17 protein-coding genes are annotated in these 16879 nt (G+C 63.2%); 12 read left to right on the forward strand and 5 right to left on the reverse strand.

The features are described 5' to 3' along the window. The 5 genes from H1B27_RS38345 to H1B27_RS38365 all read left to right on the forward strand — a co-directional run. On the forward strand, positions 1–298 hold a 298-nt coding region (locus H1B27_RS38345; RefSeq protein WP_197969329.1), incomplete at its 5' end, for a chemotaxis protein CheW. Between the two features lie 71 nt (positions 299–369). Beyond that, positions 370–735 (forward strand): response regulator, encoded by a 366-nt coding sequence (locus H1B27_RS38350; protein ID WP_007600538.1) that lies wholly within the window; start codon positions 370–372, stop codon positions 733–735. Between the two features lie 75 nt (positions 736–810). Then, positions 811–2007 (forward strand): protein-glutamate methylesterase/protein-glutamine glutaminase, encoded by a 1197-nt coding sequence (locus tag H1B27_RS38355; protein WP_131874843.1) that lies wholly within the window; start codon positions 811–813, stop codon positions 2005–2007. Then, complete coding sequence (locus H1B27_RS38360; protein WP_197969596.1) at positions 2004–2876, forward strand: CheR family methyltransferase; 873 nt, start codon at positions 2004–2006, stop codon at positions 2874–2876. Before H1B27_RS38355 ends, H1B27_RS38360 begins: the two co-directional genes overlap by 4 nt. A 284-nt stretch (positions 2877–3160) precedes the next feature. Continuing rightward, positions 3161–3703, forward strand: coding sequence for a hypothetical protein (locus H1B27_RS38365; protein WP_246516043.1), 543 nt, complete (start codon positions 3161–3163; stop codon positions 3701–3703). 47 nt (positions 3704–3750) lie between these two features. Here H1B27_RS38365 and H1B27_RS38370 read toward each other — a convergent pair whose 3' ends face one another. The 4 genes from H1B27_RS38370 to ctrA form a co-directional block, all read right to left on the reverse strand. Continuing rightward, the gene (locus tag H1B27_RS38370) at positions 3751–4911 is read right to left on the reverse strand and encodes a glutathionylspermidine synthase family protein (RefSeq protein WP_197969597.1); all 1161 of its coding nucleotides are present in this window, start codon (positions 4909–4911) and stop codon (positions 3751–3753) included. Positions 4912–4914: 3 nt separating this feature from the next. Continuing rightward, positions 4915–5298 carry a hypothetical protein gene (locus H1B27_RS40655; RefSeq protein ID WP_246516045.1) on the reverse strand — a complete coding sequence of 128 codons (384 nt, stop codon included), beginning with the start codon at positions 5296–5298 and terminating at the stop codon, positions 4915–4917. A gap of 1 nt (position 5299) precedes the next feature. After that, positions 5300–5704 carry a DUF350 domain-containing protein gene (locus H1B27_RS38380; RefSeq protein WP_061879407.1) on the reverse strand — a complete coding sequence of 135 codons (405 nt, stop codon included), beginning with the start codon at positions 5702–5704 and terminating at the stop codon, positions 5300–5302. Positions 5705–5915: 211 nt separating this feature from the next. Further along, positions 5916–6617, reverse strand: coding sequence for a response regulator transcription factor CtrA (gene ctrA / locus H1B27_RS38385; RefSeq protein WP_016848562.1), 702 nt, complete (start codon positions 6615–6617; stop codon positions 5916–5918). A gap of 401 nt (positions 6618–7018) precedes the next feature. On the opposite strand from ctrA, the gene fliI reads away from it, so the two are divergent. From fliI to H1B27_RS38410, 5 genes are all read left to right on the forward strand, one after another. Further along, positions 7019–8344 (forward strand): flagellar protein export ATPase FliI, encoded by a 1326-nt coding sequence (gene fliI, locus H1B27_RS38390; protein WP_197969598.1) that lies wholly within the window; start codon positions 7019–7021, stop codon positions 8342–8344. A gap of 121 nt (positions 8345–8465) precedes the next feature. Continuing rightward, on the forward strand, positions 8466–8885 hold the full coding sequence (gene fliJ, locus H1B27_RS38395; RefSeq protein ID WP_011084990.1) for a flagellar export protein FliJ: 420 nt from the start codon (positions 8466–8468) through the stop codon (positions 8883–8885). A gap of 339 nt (positions 8886–9224) precedes the next feature. Then, complete coding sequence (locus H1B27_RS38400) at positions 9225–9770, forward strand: sigma-70 family RNA polymerase sigma factor (RefSeq protein ID WP_197969599.1); 546 nt, start codon at positions 9225–9227, stop codon at positions 9768–9770. A gap of 36 nt (positions 9771–9806) precedes the next feature. Continuing rightward, positions 9807–10856, forward strand: coding sequence for an anti-sigma factor (locus tag H1B27_RS38405; RefSeq protein ID WP_197969600.1), 1050 nt, complete (start codon positions 9807–9809; stop codon positions 10854–10856). 1021 nt (positions 10857–11877) lie between these two features. Then, on the forward strand, positions 11878–12519 hold the full coding sequence (locus H1B27_RS38410) for a hypothetical protein (RefSeq protein ID WP_197969601.1): 642 nt from the start codon (positions 11878–11880) through the stop codon (positions 12517–12519). A 10-nt stretch (positions 12520–12529) separates the two neighbouring features. Here the strand turns inward: H1B27_RS38410 and H1B27_RS38415 are convergent, their stop codons facing one another. Continuing rightward, entirely contained in the window at positions 12530–13384 is an 855-nt protein-coding gene (locus tag H1B27_RS38415; RefSeq protein WP_197969602.1) for a hypothetical protein, read from the reverse strand. Between the two features lie 904 nt (positions 13385–14288). Between H1B27_RS38415 and H1B27_RS38420 the strand changes: the two genes are divergently transcribed. Together H1B27_RS38420 and H1B27_RS38425 are read left to right on the forward strand one after the other, a co-directional pair. Then, positions 14289–15248 (forward strand): helix-turn-helix transcriptional regulator, encoded by a 960-nt coding sequence (locus H1B27_RS38420; protein WP_197969603.1) that lies wholly within the window; start codon positions 14289–14291, stop codon positions 15246–15248. A 114-nt stretch (positions 15249–15362) separates the two neighbouring features. Then, on the forward strand, positions 15363–16583 hold the full coding sequence (locus H1B27_RS38425) for an NAD(P)/FAD-dependent oxidoreductase (protein WP_197969604.1): 1221 nt from the start codon (positions 15363–15365) through the stop codon (positions 16581–16583). The last annotated feature ends 296 nt before the right edge of the window (positions 16584–16879 follow it).

Here is a 16879-nt window from a genome sequence, read left to right on the forward strand (position 1 = left end):
CGGCCGCATCGTCACCGTGGTCGACATGCGCGCCCGTCTCGGCCTGCCCAAGGCCGAGGACGGCAAGACCCCGATGGCGGTCGGCGTCGACCTGCGCGGCGAATCCTATGGCCTGCTGATCGACCAGATCGGCGAGGTGCTGCGCCTGCCCGAGGACGGCAAGGAGGAGAACCCCGTCAACCTCGACCCCCGCATGGCCAAGCTCGCCGGCGGCGTCCACCGCCTCGACGGCCAGCTCATGGTCGTCCTCGACGTCGATCGCGTCCTCGAGCTCGCACCCGAAATGATGGCGGCCTGATACGGCGGCATCGTCGCCGACGGACTTGCAATTGGAAGTGCCCCCGCAAAGGGGAGGAAGCAGAGGTTCACATGCGCACTTGTCTCGTCGTTGATGATTCCAGCGTCATCCGCAAGGTTGCGCGGCGGATCCTGGAGGGCCTCGACTTCCAGATCCTCGAAGCCGAGGACGGTGAGAAGGCGCTGGAGGCCTGCAAGCGCGGCCTGCCCGATGCGGTGCTGCTCGACTGGAACATGCCCGTGATGGACGGCTACGAGTTTCTCGGCCATCTCAGGCGCATGCCCGGCGGCGACCAGCCCAAGGTGGTGTTCTGCACCACCGAGAACGACGTCGCGCATATTGCGCGCGCGCTGCATGCCGGCGCCAACGAGTACATCATGAAGCCGTTCGACAAGGACATCGTGACGGCGAAATTCCAGGAAGTCGGCCTTATCTGAGCGTTCGCCCGGAGGCTGAACGGATCCTTCGGCGCCTGCTTTCAACCATATCGTTTCAGTCTGAGTTGGTGAGTAATGAGTGTTGCGTTCGCAGGGAATTCGACCACGACGCCGTCGCGCGAAGCGGGGCCGCTGCGGGTGATGGTCGTCGACGACTCCGTCGTCATCCGCGGTCTGATCTCGCGCTGGATCGGCGCCGAGCACGACATGGAGGTCGCGGCCTCGCTGCGCACCGGGCTCGAGGCGGTCAACCAGATCGAACGCATCAACCCCGACGTTGCCGTGCTCGACATCGAGATGCCCGAGCTCGACGGCCTCTCGGCGCTGCCGCAACTGCTGGCCAAGAAGCGCGATCTCGTCATCATCATGGCCTCGACGCTGACCCGCCGCAACGCGGAGATCAGCTTCAAGGCGCTGTCGCTCGGCGCGGCCGACTACATCCCGAAGCCGGAATCGACGCGCGAGGCATCGGCGGCCGACATCTTCCATCACGACCTGATCCAGAAGATCCGCCATCTCGGCGCGCGGCTGCGTCGCAAGGCTGCGGTTGCGAGCCCGCCGCTGGCGCCCGCAAGCCCGGCTCCGGCGGTGCGCGGTCCTGTTGCACGGCCTGCCGTGCCTGCGCCCGCTCCGGCCGTGCATGCCCCGTCGTCAGGACCGCTGTCGACGCGTCCGTTCTCGACCCAGGCGCCGAAGGTGCTGCTGATCGGCTCGTCGACCGGCGGTCCTCAGGCGCTGATGTCGCTCGTCACCGAGCTAGGCCCGGTGATCGACCGCTTCCCGGTGCTGATCACCCAGCACATGCCGCCGACCTTCACCACCATCCTCGCCGAGCATCTGGCGCGTTCGAGCCGCCGGCCGGCGAGCGAGGCAGTCGACGGCGAGCCGGTGAAGGCCGGACGGATCTACCTTGCGCCCGGCGGCAAGCATATGCGCGTCGTGCGCAGCGGCGCGGATGCCGCGATCTCGCTCGATGACGGGCCGGCGGTCAACTTCTGCAAGCCCGCGGTCGATCCGCTCTTCACCTCGGCCATCGACGTCTGGCATGGCAATATCCTCTCCGTGATCCTGACGGGCATGGGCTCGGACGGCATGCGCGGCGGCAAGGACATCGTCGCCGCAGGCGGCAGCGTCATCGCACAGGACGAAGCCTCCAGTGTGGTCTGGGGCATGCCGGGGGCGGCGGCCAATGCCGGCATCTGCGCGGCGATCCTGCCGCTCAATCAGATCGGCGCCAAGGTCAATCGCCTGTTCGCGGGAGACCGCTCGTGACTCCGACGGATTACGACTACCTGCGCAAGTTCCTGAAGGAGCGCTCCGGCCTCGATCTCTCGGCCGACAAGCAGTACCTGGTCGAGAGCCGGCTGCTGCCGCTCGCCCGCAAGGCAAGCCTTCCCGGCATCACCGATCTCGTGCTGAAGATCAGGAACGGCGACGGCCGGCTTGCGACCGACGTGGTCGAGGCGATGACCACCAATGAGACTTTCTTCTACCGCGACAAGATTCCGTTCGACCATCTGCGCGAGACCATCCTGCCGGGCCTGATCCAGGCGCGCGCGGCGCGCAAGAGCTTGCGCATCTGGTCGGCGGCCTCGTCGACCGGGCAGGAGCCCTATTCGATCGCGATGTGCGTGAAGGAGATGGGCGCGGCCTTCGCCGGCTGGCGCATCGAGATCGTCGCCACGGACCTGTCGCAGGAAGTGCTGGAGAAGTCCAAGGCCGGCGTCTACAGCCAGTTCGAGGTGCAGCGCGGCCTGCCGATCCAGCACCTGATGAAGTACTTCACGCAGGTCGGCGAACTCTGGCAGCTCAATGCCGACATTCGCGCGATGGTGCAGTTCCGCCAGCTCAACCTGCTGCAGGACTTCTCGCATCTCGGCACGTTCGACGTCATCTTCTGCCGCAACGTGCTGATCTATTTCGATCAGGACACCAAGGCGGTGATCTTCGAGCGCTTGGCGAAGGCGATGGAGCCCGACGGCACGCTGCTGCTTGGCGCTGCCGAGTCCGTCGTCGGCATCACTGACGCGTTCCGCCCCATGACCGACCGTCGCGGTCTCTATCAGCTCAACCCCGCGCGCTCCGGCCGGGCGATGGGCGGACTGATGCCGCCGACATTGAAGGTGGCGGCGGCGAGGTGATTGGCCGAACGACAGGCGATCTCACTGAGCGTCGTCGTTGCAAATGATCGGCAACAACTGACGGACATCGCTTCGCCTTAAGCGCGATGGGATTAGGATGAATCGTCATCGCGCTGTTGTTTGAGCATGATCTTTTCGGAAAACCGCCGCGCACTTTTCCGGATCATGCTTTTGTCTAGCGCGAGGCGCTTCCGACGCGTTTGCGCATTGCAGACTACTCAGCTACCGGCGCAACAGGAGGGCGTGCCGCGATGAAATGCAATCGCGGCCCTGACGGTTGTGCTATGCTGCCGATCGTCCCGCCGAACCGAGGCGGGATTCCATTCCATCATGAACTGTACTGGGGAGGACATACCATGCGAATGTCTTGTGCCTCGTATTTCTTGTTGGTCGCGCTTTCGTTGCCTGCCACTGCTCTCGCTGGTGAGCATGTGCTCGAGTTCAAGCTCGTCACCAAGCCGATGGATGTCAAAGTCACCGAGGTCGCGAACGTCGAAGGCCAGACGGTCATGTCCGGCAAAATGTTTGGCGTTGCCTTCTTCAAGGATGGACGCATTGCCGTGAAAGATTTTGTCAATTCCTCCGACCTGCTCAAGGGCTCAGGACCTATCTTTGGCTACAGCACCTACACCTTCGACGATGGCTCCTCGATCACGGCGCGCTACGCCGGCGCGGTTAAGGACGGCAAAGCGAAGGGCGAATATACGATCTTGTCGGGCACTGGTACGTACGCGAACGCGACGGGCACCGGCGGCTTCGAAAGTGTTCAAAGCGGGTTCAAGGGCGCATTCCTGTACGATGGAAGATTCATCGTCAAGACACCCTAGTCGGCATGCGCGCTCGCGTCCCGTTCCGACGAGGTCGCGAGCGCATCTCACAAAATCGCATGCGGCAGAAACCGCGAGCGATTGCCCGTGATCGGGCTCTCGTCCTCGCGGATCGATAGCCCGCAAGGCTCGTGGTTCACCAGCCAGCTTCCGACCACCGGATAGAAGCCGGAAAAGTTCGGCAGCGGCGCCAGAGCCTGCCGCACGAATCCTTCGGCGCCGTAGGGACCCGCCTGCTCGTCGAGCGGCATTCCGCCGGACACCAGCGTGACATTGGCGCCTTCGCGCGACAGCAGCGGCTTGCGGACGTAGGACGTTCCGAGCTCCGCGGCGCGCGGATCGTCCTCGAAGAAGGCCGGCAGCAGATTGGGATGGTTCGGAAACATCTCCCAGAGCAGCGGCAGGATGCCCTTGTTGGAGAGCACCGCCTTCCACGGCGGCTCGATCCAGCGCGTGGTTGCGTCCTTGAGCTTCGCACCGAACGCGTCCTGGAACATCCACTCCCAGGGATAGAGCTTGAAGGCCAGCGCGATGTCGCCATCGTCGAGATCCACGAAGCCGCCGCCTTCGTCGCGCCAACCGACCTCTTCGATGTCGAGCAGCCTGGTCGAGAGCCCGGCCTGGCGCGCGGTGTCTTCGAGATAAGCGAGCGTGCCGGCGTCTTCCTCGTTGCCCGTGATGCCGGTGAGATGGACGTGGTGGCCGGCCGCGATCTCCTTCCACGCCGCGATCAGCCGCTCATGGATGGAGTTGAACTGATCGGCGCGCGACGGGATGATGCGCCGCTCGATCGCCTGTTCAAGCCAGGTCCATTGAAACACCGCGGTCTCGAAGATCGAGGTCGGCGTATCCGCGTTGTATTCGAGCAGCTTTGCCGGCGACTTGCCGTCGAACTTCAGGTCGAGCCGGCCGTAAAGGCTGCGGTCGTCGCGCTCCCAGCTCTCGGCGATCAGGCTCCAGAACGCTTCCGGTATCTTCAAGCGCCGCAGGTAGCGCTCGTCGCCGATGACGCGGCCGGCGAGCTCCAGGCACATCGCGTCGATCTCGCCAGTCGGCGTCTCGATGCCGCGCTCGATCTCGTCGAGCGTGAAGCCGTAATAGGCGCTTTCGTCCCAATAGCGTTCGCCGTCGATGGTGTGGAAGGTGAAGCCGCATTGCTCGGCGGTCTGCCGCCAGTCGTCGCGCTCGGGACAGGCGATGCGTTGCATGGATCAGCCGCCGCCCGAGAAGCCATGGCCGAAAGAGCCGAAGCCGCCGCGGCTCACGCTATGGGAGCCCGAGTCGGACGACGTTCCCGACGAGGAATGGCTCGAGGAATCGCTGCTGAAGAAGCTCGATCGCGACGACCAGCGCGAGCCGCTGCTGCCCGACGAACTGCTGTTGCTTGTGCAGGTCGTTGTCGTCTGTCCCGGCACAGCGCCCGGCGTGGGTTCGCAAGTCTGCCGCGGCATCAAGGTGTAGGCGGTGGTGCCGACCGCGAGCGTGCCCATCACCAGCAGGGCGACATGGCCGGAGCGCTTCACCGGTGGCCGCGGCGCTAGCTCGGCCACCGGCCGGCGCTTGCCGAACTCCTTTTTTGCAGGTCTGTCGGCCATGTCAGTAGATCATGCTGGCGGCGTTAAGGAGGCCCGCGGCGAGCGAGGAGAGGCCGAGCCAGATCGCCGGGGCAAGCTCGCCGGCATCGATGCGCCTCGACAGGTTCGGCACCGGAACCTTGACGAGATAGAACACGATCACCTGCACGATGAGCGCGATCGTTGCCCAGATCAGGCAGTCCAGCACGTTGGCCGAATGCGCGATGGCGCTGACCAGCGGCGCCACGAAGCCGAGCAGGCTGAGCCCGAGCGCGATCGCCGCGGCCGGCTCGTTGTCACGGATGAGCTGGAATTCGTTATGCGCCGTGATGCGGGTGTAGACGAACAGATAGGCAACGATCGCGATCAGCCCGGTGCAGAAATAGACCAGGAAGGCGGGCAGGCCGGCGAGTGATTGCAGGATCATCGTTCCCCCATCGTGCAGCGACCATTCGTCGGCAGGGGAAGGGTAGTGGTTCAAACGTTAGTGAGGGATGAAGTCGTATCGGCAGCGGTTGCTGCATCTCTTCCGCAAGCGGGAGAGGGAGAAGACGTCCCCAAAAACAAAAACCCCGCCATTTGCGGCGGGGTCCAGGCTGGGAGGAGCAAGCCCGGAGGCTCGCGACGTAACCCAGGGATCAGGCGGGGATGCGCTCGTCGGCCTCGTGCGGCTCGCGCAGCACGTAGCCGCGGCCCCACACGGTCTCGATGAAATTGCGGCCCTCGGAGGCGTTGGCGAGCTTCTTGCGGAGCTTGCAGATGAAGACGTCGATGATCTTCAACTCCGGCTCGTCCATGCCGCCATAGAGATGGTTGAGGAACATTTCCTTGGTGAGGGTCGTGCCCTTGCGGAGCGAGAGGAGCTCCAGCATCTGATATTCCTTGCCGGTCAGATGCACGCGCTGGCCGCCGACTTCCACCGTCTTGGTGTCGAGGTTGACGACGAGGTCGCCGGTCTGGATGACCGACTGGGCATGGCCTTTGGAGCGGCGCACGATCGCGTGGATGCGGGCCACCAGCTCGTCCTTGTGGAAGGGCTTGGTCATGTAGTCGTCGGCGCCGACGCCGAGACCCTTGACCTTGTCCTCGATGCCGGCGAGGCCGGAGAGGATCAGAATCGGTGTCTTGATTTTGGAGACCCGGAGCTGCTTGAGCACGTCATAGCCGGACATGTCGGGCAGATTGAGGTCGAGAAGAATAATGTCGTAATCGTATAGTTTACCGAGATCGACGCCTTCTTCCCCCAAATCGGTCGTGTAGACGTTGAAGCTCTCCGACTTCAGCATCAGCTCGATCGACTGCGCGACGGCGCTGTCATCTTCAATCAGCAAAACGCGCATGCCAGTTCCCCATAGTCGCCGCTCCTGGGCGTCAGGTCGGCCGCATTCGCGGCACTCAACAAAACGCCTTTGAACAACTGATTCGGATCCTGACGACAGATGGTTAACAAACTCTGATTCTGGAACGCAAGTCCCCACGGTGCAATTTTTGCCGAATCGCCCTAAGGTCTTGCGTATGAAGCAGCTTTCGTTACCCGATTCCGTTCAAGCTCCACTTTAAGAGACGGGCCTAACCGACTCCCGCGACTCAGCCTTCTTCTGAAGGGGAGTCACGCTCAGTCACAAAGACAGTGACGCAATGATTAATGATGCGGGTAAACACGAGGTTAAGCGCCGTTCAGAAATGTGGCGAAACTTAAGGCTTTCACCGTGATGCCCCGGATGACGAAGGCGACCACCTTATGAAGGCTCTTGCCGAACAGATCGGCGACATCGACGGCGTCAATATTTACGGCCGCGTGGTCGGCGTCCGCGGCCTGATGGTCGAGGTGGCCGGTCCGATTCACGCCATGTCCGTCGGCGCACGGCTCGTGATCGAGACCGGCGCCAACCGCACCATTCCCTGCGAAGTGATCGGCTTCTCCGGCAACAATGCCGTCGTGATGCCGTTCGCCGGCCTCGACGGCGTGCGCCGCGGCTGCAAGGCGGTCATTGCCAATGCCGCCAATCAGGTGCGGCCGTCCGCAGCCTGGCTCGGCCGCGTCGTCAACGCGCTGGGCGAGCCGATCGACGGCAAGGGGCCGCTGCCGCAGGGCTCTTCGCCGATGCCGTTCCGCAATACGCCGCCGCCGGCGCATTCGCGCAAGCGCGTCGGCGCGCCGCTCGATCTCGGCGTGCGCGCGATGAACACCTTCCTCACCTGTTGCCGCGGCCAGCGCATGGGCATCTTCGCGGGGTCCGGCGTCGGCAAGTCGGTGCTGCTCTCGATGCTCGCGCGCAACGTCGATGCCGCCGTCAGCGTCATCGGGCTGATCGGCGAACGCGGGCGCGAGGTTCAGGAATTCCTGCAGGACGATCTCGGCGAGGAGGGCCTCGCGCGTTCGGTCGTGGTGGTCGCCACCTCCGACGAGCCCGCGCTGATGCGCCGCCAGGCGGCGTATCTGACGCTCGCGATCGCGGAATATTTTCGCGACGAGGACAAGGACGTGCTCTGCCTGATGGACTCGGTGACGCGCTTTGCCATGGCCCAGCGCGAGATCGGCCTGTCCGCCGGCGAGCCGCCAACAGCCAAGGGCTATACGCCGACCGTGTTCACCGAGTTGCCGAAGCTGCTGGAACGGGCCGGGCCGGGCCTGGGGGAGGGTGCCATCACTGCGATCTTCACGGTGCTGGTCGACGGCGACGACCATAATGAGCCGATCGCGGATGCGGTCCGCGGCATCCTCGACGGCCACATCGTGATGCAGCGCTCGATCGCCGAGCGCGGCCGTTACCCCGCGATCAACATCCTCAAATCCGTCTCGCGTACCATGCCGAAATCGGCGGATCCGGAGTTCTGGCCCATCATCCAGCGGGCACGACAGGTGATGGCGACCTATGCCGACATGGAGGAATTGATCCGGCTCGGCGCCTACCGCGCCGGCTCCAGCCCCGAGGTCGACGAGGCGATCCGGCTGCACGAGCCGCTGGAGGCCTTCCTGCGCCAGCGCAAGGACGAGAATGCATCCCTGGCGGACGGCTACCGCCAATTGGCGCAGATCCTCGGCAATTTGGAAACGGAACGCTAACTTTGTCAGGTCATCATCCGTTCCCACAGAGTAGCAGAGCCGGTCTTGGCCTCAATCGGGCCTGGGGGGCGACCGGTGCCGTCCCACGTGCAGCGGGGGGACTTCTGGGGAGTACGAGTCGATGAAGTCACGAGATACGCTTATCCGCCTGAAGAAGTTTCAGGTCGACGAGAAGCGCCGCCGGGTCACCCAGATCGAGACCATGATCGCCGATTTCCAGCGGATGTCGGTCGATCTCGAACGCGAGATCCAGACCGAGCAGGAGCGTGCCGGGATCAACGATCCCTCGCACTTCGCCTATCCGACCTATGCCAAGGCCGCGATCCAGCGCCGCGAGAACCTGACCCGTTCAGCCGATGAGCTGAAGGGCCAACTCGACGAAGCCAAGGCCGCACTGGCCGAGGCTTTCGAAGAGTTGAAGAAGGTCGAGCTCCTCGACGAGCGCGACCAGGCCCGCGAGCGCGCCGAGGAAAACGCCCGCGAGCAGGCCGACCTCGACAGCATCGGCCTGATGCGGGCCCGCATCGGCGCGGTAGCCTGAGCCGGCCGGCAGCCAGACCACGTTGGAATTTGCCAAACCCGGACCCGCAAGGTCCGGGTTTTCGTATGTGCTGTCCACAGCGTGGCGCCGCGCCCCTTGGTGGTCGGCTTTGCCGCGCGCTATGGTGGTGGGAGGTTTACCTCGCCCCGCTTGCGGGGAGAGGTCGGATCGCCCCGGCGATGCGCAGCATCGTCAGATGCGATCCGGGTGAGGGGGACTCTCGGCGAGTCCATCTGCAACCTCCCTTGCGGAGACTCCCCCTCACCCCAACCCTCTCAGGGCGAGCGTAGCTCGTCCCGACCCCGCAGGCGGGGAGAGGGAGGAAGATGAGGGGGCTGAATGCTGACGCCAGCGGAGCTGGTCGAGTTGATCGAGGCGGTGGCGAAGGGCGATCAGGCTGCGTTCGAGCGCCTCTACGCTGCCACGCGCGCGAAACTCTATGGCGTCGTGCTCCGTATCTTGCGCCGACAGGATCTCGCAGAGGAGGTCATCCAGGAGACCTACGTCAACATCTGGAACAGCGCCGGCCGGTTCAATTCGGCCTTGTCGTCGCCGATCACGTGGATGGCCTCGATCGCGCGCAACCGCGCAATCGACATCGTGCGCAAGAAGTCGGAAGTCTCCATCGAGGAAGAGCCTCAGGCGATGGAGGTCGCGGCCGAGAGTCCCGATCCGCTGGCGCGCCGCGAGATGACCGAGGAGCTGAAGCGGCTCCTGGAATGTATCGGCCGGCTCGAGCCGGACCGTCAGCGACTCGTGCTTCTCGCCTACTACAACGGCTGGAGCCGCGAGCAATTGGCGGAGAAATTCGCCGCGCCCGTCAACACGGTGAAGACGTGGCTCCGGCGCAGCATGCTGGATATTCGGGAGTGCCTGGGGCTGTGATGGGTTGATGATGAGGATGGTTCTGGACCGCAATTGATGGCCTACACGGAGGATCATATCGCGCTCGCCGCGGAATACGCGCTCGGTACGCTCGACGCCGATGAGCGCGCGCAGGTCGAGGCCATGATGGCGGAGGACGAGGCGTTCGCCGGCATCGTGCAGTCCTGGTCCTATCGACTTGGCGCGCTCAACCAGATGGTCGGCTCGGTCGAGCCGCGTCCGGTCGTGTGGGAGAACATCAAGTCCGAAATCGCGCGCACCGCGCTTGCGCAGGAGCCGCCTGCACCTGCCGAAGCTTCGCCGCCGCCTGCGCCCATGCCGGACCTGCCCGCGGAGGAAGCTGCGACGTCGGAATCTTCCGCGGAGAACGGGCCCCCGCAGACATCGCATCCCGCCGCGGAGCAGCCCGGGTCGTCGCGCCCCGAACCCGATGCCATCCCGGACATCGCGCCGCAATTCATTCCGCAGGTCCATGCTCCGGATATCAATGTTTTGCGCGCACAGCTGGCGCCGGTCGTCGATGGTGACGTGATCCGCCTCGAGGGGCGCGTGAAGCGCTGGCGCAACATTGCATCCGCCGTCGGCGCGCTCGCGGCCGCGCTGCTCGTGACGCTGTCGCTTCAGATATTCCTGCCTGATGCGCTGCCGGGCGTCTTGCGTCCTGCGCCCCGCATCCAGACCGTCGAGGTGAAGACCCCGGCCGCGCCGCTCGCCGCCTCCGCGCAATATGTCGCGCTGCTGCAGGGGCAGGGCGGCGGCCCCGCCTTCATTCTCACCGTCGATGGCGCGACGCGGAATTTCACGGTGCGGAAGGTCGGCGCGACGCCGGAGCCCGGCAAGAGCTTCGAGCTCTGGCTGATCTCGGACAAGCTGCCGCGCCCGCGCTCGCTCGGCGTCATCGGCGCGAGCGATTTCACCGCGCGTCCGCTGCTCGCCTCCTATGATGCCGATGTCGTCAACGGCGCCACCTTCGCCGTCACAGTCGAGCAGGCCGGTGGATCGCCCGACGGCCGGCCGACCTCGGCCCCGGTGTTCTCCGGCAAGCTGATCGAGACGGTGCCGCCCACGCAGCCGCAGGCGAAGTAGGTGGCGCAAGAGCCGCAAGGAGCCGACGCGCCGGCGCTTCGGTTTTGCCTGTTCACACCGTGCTGTCTGCCGTCTGGGCTGATGTCACCAGCGTCATCGGGCTGACGACCGCCGCTGTAGAGAACGAAAGCTCGCCCAACTAGGCATTGCCGCTGGCTGTCCCGATGCGTACATGATCCGCCAGTAGCGATGCGCTCCGAATTACGGTGACAGTGCTGGACTGTCACCGCAATTGAGCGAGGCGAGGGCGCTGCAGCGGCCGCTCGCCGACGATGCACTGCAGAGCGCGATGCGCGACCGAGCAAGGAAGATCAGTCGCTGCCATAGTCGCCGACGTTCGCATATTTATCGTGCAACACGGCTGTCATTCTGATAAATTACAACCGGCAATAAGTCTGCTTGCATCGGCAGCCTGCTAGAATATGGCTACCGGTCGCGGTGCAAGCGCTGGAAGAGGTGGCCTGCATGCTTGCTTTGCGCGTTTTCCTCCTGTCGTTGATTAGCCTGTTGGGGCCCAATTCGAATTCAGTTCTCGCTCAAAGCAAACCGACAGTTGAGCAGTTCGGTTCAGTACTCAAAGAGTGCGTAGCGCGAAAGGAAATTAGGCTAAGCGATAACACTCTCGATTCGATAACCAAGCTCTACGGTAGCGATACAGCCCGGACCGTGCTTGCGCGGTCAGCGGAATTCCTCGCGCTGTTTCCTGAAGCCGATCGCCTGGAAGCGTACCGTCTATACAGCGACTGCATTACGACGGGACTGCCGCAGTCGCCGGAAACACCTGCCAAGCCTCCGGTTACGGTCACATATAAAATCTGCTCGGGAGAATACGCTCGCGCATGTCAGCCCCACGACGTCTATCTCTATTGCTACCAAAGTGCGGCAGAATGGGCGAAGTCCAGGTGCGAGTCAGCTACAGTTCAGCGCCTCAGCGTTTATGGCGGCAACAAGTGCGGATACTCTCTCGATGCAGTGATCTGCACCAACCCCAAGTAATGGTGTTCTCAAAGCATAACTCTGGATGAAGAGTATTATGATTAGACATGCCAAATTTGGGCTAATCTGCACGCTCTTCGCTGCGTATTTGTTCGTCCTGCGTGCGGAAGCCCAGGTTCTTCCCTCGGTTGACGATTTTGATGCGGAAATACAGGCATGCTTGGCTGAAAAGAAGATCGCTCTGCAAAAGTACCAGATCGAGCCCCTTACCCACGTTTATAGCGTAACCAGCCGCTATGGAGCTCCGTCTTTCACATCGCGACAGCGGTTCGAGTCTCATTTCGAACCATTGCTTGTGAAAGAAACGCAGAGAGTCTATTCGGAATGCGTCTCTCGCATCGTTGCTCCGCGCGCGCTCCAAACCCCACCGCAGGAGCGCGAGTGCATGCTACAATACAACATGAGCAGAACGGACGCTGGCCAGGAGTTGATTGCTCCGCTGGATTGCCCGAAGCTTTCGGAAGTCGTGGGAACGGTGCAGGTCTTTCCAATCTATCTTTGCAGCCGGGCGCAATATGAGATCAAGGTTGATCCAACGACCGGCTACCCTGCGGCGCTGAGGATCGTTCCGAGCGTCGCCTGCCTGGTCGATCAGAATGCGGGCGGCAATGGTTGCCAGAAAACTCGCGGTACCTGCTTCAAACTGAAATACTATACGCTCAGCTGAAGGCGGCGGCCTATTTTGCGCCTTTGATTTTTCCCGGCACTTTCCCTTTCGGCGTATAACCGAAGAAGCTTAGCGTCGCTTCTATGAAGCGGTTCATAATTGTTATGACGACAGAAGTGCTGAATCCGAGTACAAATGGAAGTATTAAAGCCAGCCCGTCCGTGATACTGCCGGCTACATTTGCCTTAGTGAACAAGAATTTCTCCAGAAACTTCATGAACCCTTCGTGCGCGAAGGGAGCTCCGAGGACCAGAGCAAAAATCGATCCCAGCGCCACGCGCAGACTGATCAGTTTTGTATTGAGAAGATCGAAAGTTATGTCTTCCTGCACCAGCAATGCGTTCATTCCAATGAACGCGGTCGAGCCGATGGCGCCCATAGACATCAGCCATACAAGGTAGAACGGCATCGCCGCGACTTTGTATGTCGTCATGTCGAGACTGTCAGAAGAGATTCCTGAGTACACAAAAGGTAGTATCAACACGCAACCCAGCAAGGAACCGAACGAGAGTAGTGCGAAGACCAGAGGAAGATTTGCGAGGCGCGAGGGTATATTACCGAGAAGGAACCGTTTCCGTTGGTCATCCGTCAGCGCCTGAAAGAGCACTTGATTGAACCTAATCAGATCGGCCCATTCATCGGCGGTCGGCGCTCGCCCTCCTTCCCCGAAGCTCAATGCGAAAAGCTTCGCTAACTTCGCGTTCTCGTCATCCGAAACCAGCAGCCCCAATCCTTCCTGGCTGAGAAAATCCGCCAGTGATTTTAATCTTCCTACCTGTGCATGAAATTGAGCATCGACGACCGCTGATGTGTCGGCCGGTGGAGGTTTAGGGGAAGCGGATGACTCGATTTGTAAAACGGTCAATTGCGCCGGTCCTTACTCGCATTAGTATGTAATCACGGGATGCTTGGCAGGGCAATACATTCCGCAACTGATAGGTGCACTGGACTGCACCCCTTAAGTGAAACACGTTGGTTGCAGTGATAGGTAATCGAGGAGGACCTGTGGCAGCACTTGGAAAGAACCGCTAGTTTCAAACCGCCTACAAATTGAATGCGATCAAGCGAGTTGAGCGGCGCGAAGGCGTCCTGCCTGGACTGCACCCCCTTAAGTGAGACACGATAATTACAGTGAAAGGCATTTCCAGGATGACCTAGGCAGTTCAAGCAAAGACCGTCAGTTCCCGACAACTTACAAATTGAAGGCGATCAGGGTGCGGTGGACCATTCTGATGATGCTGGTCGAAGCATCCATTGGAAAGCCGGCTCGCGCATCGCGACAAGCCGGGAGCGATTTCCGAGCGCGGAGCCAGCCTGCCATATTGCCACTGTTTTGTCCGGCGCTTCAACAGGGTTCGTAAAATTCGAAGCTCGCGCGGGCCTTGAGCCGCGCCCGGTCGACGGCATGGCCGGTCGCGACAATGAGCGCGTGCCGCAGATGCGGCCGTCGCATCCGGTTTGCCGACCGCGGCAATGGCTTGGGGAAGCCGGCGCGGTGCCGGCCGGCGGCTGCGGTTCTACTGTGCATGGGGTTGTTTTCCAGTATTTTGTTGCAAGGGCCGCTCCGGCCCCGCTGAGGCGGGAACGGAGCGCACTGCGCGGATCGACGCCGGCATGCTTCGGAGCGGGCGGGCGTCGCCACGGTCCCTCCCGGCGTCGTGTCCCGACAAGTCCGCCCGAATCCAGCCCGCGATTTGAACCTCCGCCCGATCCCGGGCGTCAATCCCCGGAATTTGAAGTCGGCGATGCCGGAGAGGCGAGAACATCAGATGGATGCAGCGAGAACGCCGGGCATCTTCCGTCACCAATATGCGGGGCTGCCGCACGGCCCGGCGTTCGAAGACTGGCGCGGGCGGGCCTTCGGTCGTTGCGGCCTCGACATCGGGCCGAGCCAGGGCGACAGCATCGATTGCCGGCTCCAGGTCAGCGTCATCGACAACATCGTGCTCGCCATTCCGGAAGGCGCCTCCGCGCAATATTCCCGTACGCAGAGCCACCTCGCCGATGGCAGCGACGACCTCGTCCTGATCGCGGCGCATGCGGGGCTCGTCCGCGTCGGACAGAATGGGCATACCGTGGAGCTCACGCCTGCGCAGATGGTGCTCGTCGACATGAGCATCACCGGCACCGTCGGCCACACCGACGAAGACCGCTTCACCACCATTCGCATGCCGCGCCGTGCGCTGCTCGACATCAATCCGCGCGCCGAGGACAAGCTCTCGCAGGTGCTCTGCGACGGCGCCGTCGCCGAGACCATCCTCCGCTACCATGCGCTCGCCGCCAACCACGCGCCGCATCTCGATGCGGTAGGCCAGCGCCTGACGGCGCAGCATATGGTCGATCTCGTCGGTCTCCTGCTCGGCAGCGATGCGGAGCATGCAAGCCGCGCACACGGCCGCGGCCAGGCGGCGGCTCGCCTCGATCTGATGCGCGCCGACGTGATGGCCTCGCTCGGCCGCAACGATCTCTGTCTGGCCGAGGTCGCGACGCGCTCAGGGCTGAGCCCGCGGCAGGCACAGCGCCTGTTCGAGCAGGCCGGCACGACCTTCACCGAATTCGTGCTGGAGCAGCGCCTGCTCCATGCGCGCAAGCTGCTCGGTGATCCCCGCGCCAGGGCGCGCAAGATCAGCGATATCGCGCATTCCTCCGGCTTCTCCGATCTGTCCTATTTCAATCGCGCCTTTCGCAAGCGCTTCGGGGCGACGCCGTCGGAGCTGCGCGAGGCGTAAGTCGCGATTCGTGCGGCGGCGCGGGGCGCTGCCGCATTTGGTCGACGCCGGTTGTTGAGCTAGTCTGTCCAGGCGGGGAGACCGCAGGATCCTCTGGAAGGTGCGCAGGCGGACATGGCGCGTATTGTCGTGCTCGGTGCCGGATTTGCAGGCCTGTGGGCGGCCATCGGCGCTGCGCGCAAGCGAGACGAGATCGGCGCCAGCGACCGCGACATCGAGATCCGTGTCATCGACCGCAACCCCTATCACAATATCCGCGTGCGCAACTACGAGGCCGATCTCGGCGAGGTCGCGCTGCCGCTGCCGCAACTGCTCGATCCGATCGGTGTCAGCCACGGCCTCGGCGAGGTCGAGGCCATCGATCCGGTACGGCGCGAGATCTCGCTCGTCACCAGCAGCGGCAAGGAGGCGCTGGGCTATGATCGCCTCGTGCTGGCGCTCGGCAGCGAGGTGATGCGCCCCGATATTCCCGGCCTTGCCGCGCACGGCTTCGACGTCGATACCTATGCCGCGGCGCTCCGCCTCGAAGAACATCTGGTTTCGCTTGGACGCAGCGCGCCGTCGCCGGGACGTTCAACGGTGGTGGTGGTCGGCGCCGGCTTCACCGGCATCGAGGTCGCAGCCGAGATGCCTGACCGGTTGGCGCGTGCGGGCATCAGCGGCAGCCGCCGCATCATCCTGGTCGATCCTAATCCAGCGGTCGGCGCCACGATCGGCGCGCTCGCGCGTCCGGTCGTCGAGACGGCCCTGGCTGCGCTCGACATCGAGACGCGGCTCGGTGTGCGTGTCGTGTCGATCGAGGCCGCTGGCATGCGCCTGAACTCGGGTGAGTTCATTGCGGCGCAGACGGTGATCTGGTGCGCGGGCATGCGTGCAAGCCCCTTGGCAACGAGCTTTCCGGGCGCTCGCGATCGCCTCGGGCGCCTTCTGGTCGATCCCGTGATGCGGGTTGCGGATGTCGGCGGCGTGTTCGCGGCCGGCGACGTTGCCTCGAGCGTGATCGACGGGTTGCATCCGACCGTGATGTCCTGTCAGTTCGCCCGCCCCATGGGCCGCTTCGCCGGCCACAACGTGGTGGCCGATCTCGTCGGCCTGCCCATGCTGCCGCTGCGGATCGACTGGTACGTCACCGTGCTCGATCTCGGCGCTTGGGGTGCGCTCTATACGGAGGGGTGGGATCGCGAGGTCCGTGCCACCGGCGCGGCCGCAAAGGCGACCAAAGAGACCATCAACCGCAGACGGATCTATCCGCCGCTGACCGGGAGCAAGGACGAGCTGTTCGCTGCCGCAGCGCCGACCGTGCAGGCGCCGCCGCCGACTTATGGCGGGCGGTGATAGTCGTCCGTGAAGAGCGGCTAAGCGATTGAGCTAGAATCGCATTTGTCTTTGTGGGCTGTTTTGCGATTGCAGGGTTTTGATGCTTGGGGCATCGGAACCTTGCAATTTCATTTTCAGGATTCCGTCGAATCGCCAGTCATGATTCCGTCGTCGCATCGGAGGTGGCGATGCGACCGAAGAAGCACAGGACGACGGAATCGGGCGATCTGTTCCGGGCCAGGCTGGACCAGATCATCAATATGAAGCACGAGCTGGTTCAGCTTGCCGGCAAGGTCGATTGGGACTGGATCGAC

Source organism: Bradyrhizobium diversitatis (assembly GCF_016031635.1).
GTDB lineage: Bacteria > Pseudomonadota > Alphaproteobacteria > Rhizobiales > Xanthobacteraceae > Bradyrhizobium > Bradyrhizobium diversitatis.

Bases quoted from the DNA above. Each gene is read 5' to 3' on its own strand.
- ctrA (WP_016848562.1), bottom strand. From the start codon at position 6,617: ATGCGCGTTTTGCTGATTGAAGATGACAGCGCCGTCGCGCAGTCGATC.
- H1B27_RS38355 (WP_131874843.1), top strand. From the start codon at position 811: ATGAGTGTTGCGTTCGCAGGGAATTCGACCACGACGCCGTCGCGCGAA.
- H1B27_RS38370 (WP_197969597.1), bottom strand. From the start codon at position 4,911: ATGCAACGCATCGCCTGTCCCGAGCGCGACGACTGGCGGCAGACCGCC.
- H1B27_RS38405 (WP_197969600.1), top strand. From the start codon at position 9,807: ATGGCCTACACGGAGGATCATATCGCGCTCGCCGCGGAATACGCGCTC.
- H1B27_RS40655 (WP_246516045.1), bottom strand. From the start codon at position 5,298: ATGGCCGACAGACCTGCAAAAAAGGAGTTCGGCAAGCGCCGGCCGGTG.
- H1B27_RS38380 (WP_061879407.1), bottom strand. From the start codon at position 5,704: ATGATCCTGCAATCACTCGCCGGCCTGCCCGCCTTCCTGGTCTATTTC.
- H1B27_RS38400 (WP_197969599.1), top strand. From the start codon at position 9,225: ATGCTGACGCCAGCGGAGCTGGTCGAGTTGATCGAGGCGGTGGCGAAG.
- fliJ (WP_011084990.1), top strand. From the start codon at position 8,466: ATGAAGTCACGAGATACGCTTATCCGCCTGAAGAAGTTTCAGGTCGAC.
- H1B27_RS38425 (WP_197969604.1), top strand. From the start codon at position 15,363: ATGGCGCGTATTGTCGTGCTCGGTGCCGGATTTGCAGGCCTGTGGGCG.
- fliI (WP_197969598.1), top strand. From the start codon at position 7,019: ATGAAGGCTCTTGCCGAACAGATCGGCGACATCGACGGCGTCAATATT.
- H1B27_RS38420 (WP_197969603.1), top strand. From the start codon at position 14,289: ATGGATGCAGCGAGAACGCCGGGCATCTTCCGTCACCAATATGCGGGG.
- H1B27_RS38365 (WP_246516043.1), top strand. From the start codon at position 3,161: ATGCTGCCGATCGTCCCGCCGAACCGAGGCGGGATTCCATTCCATCAT.
- H1B27_RS38410 (WP_197969601.1), top strand. From the start codon at position 11,878: ATGAAGAGTATTATGATTAGACATGCCAAATTTGGGCTAATCTGCACG.
- H1B27_RS38350 (WP_007600538.1), top strand. From the start codon at position 370: ATGCGCACTTGTCTCGTCGTTGATGATTCCAGCGTCATCCGCAAGGTT.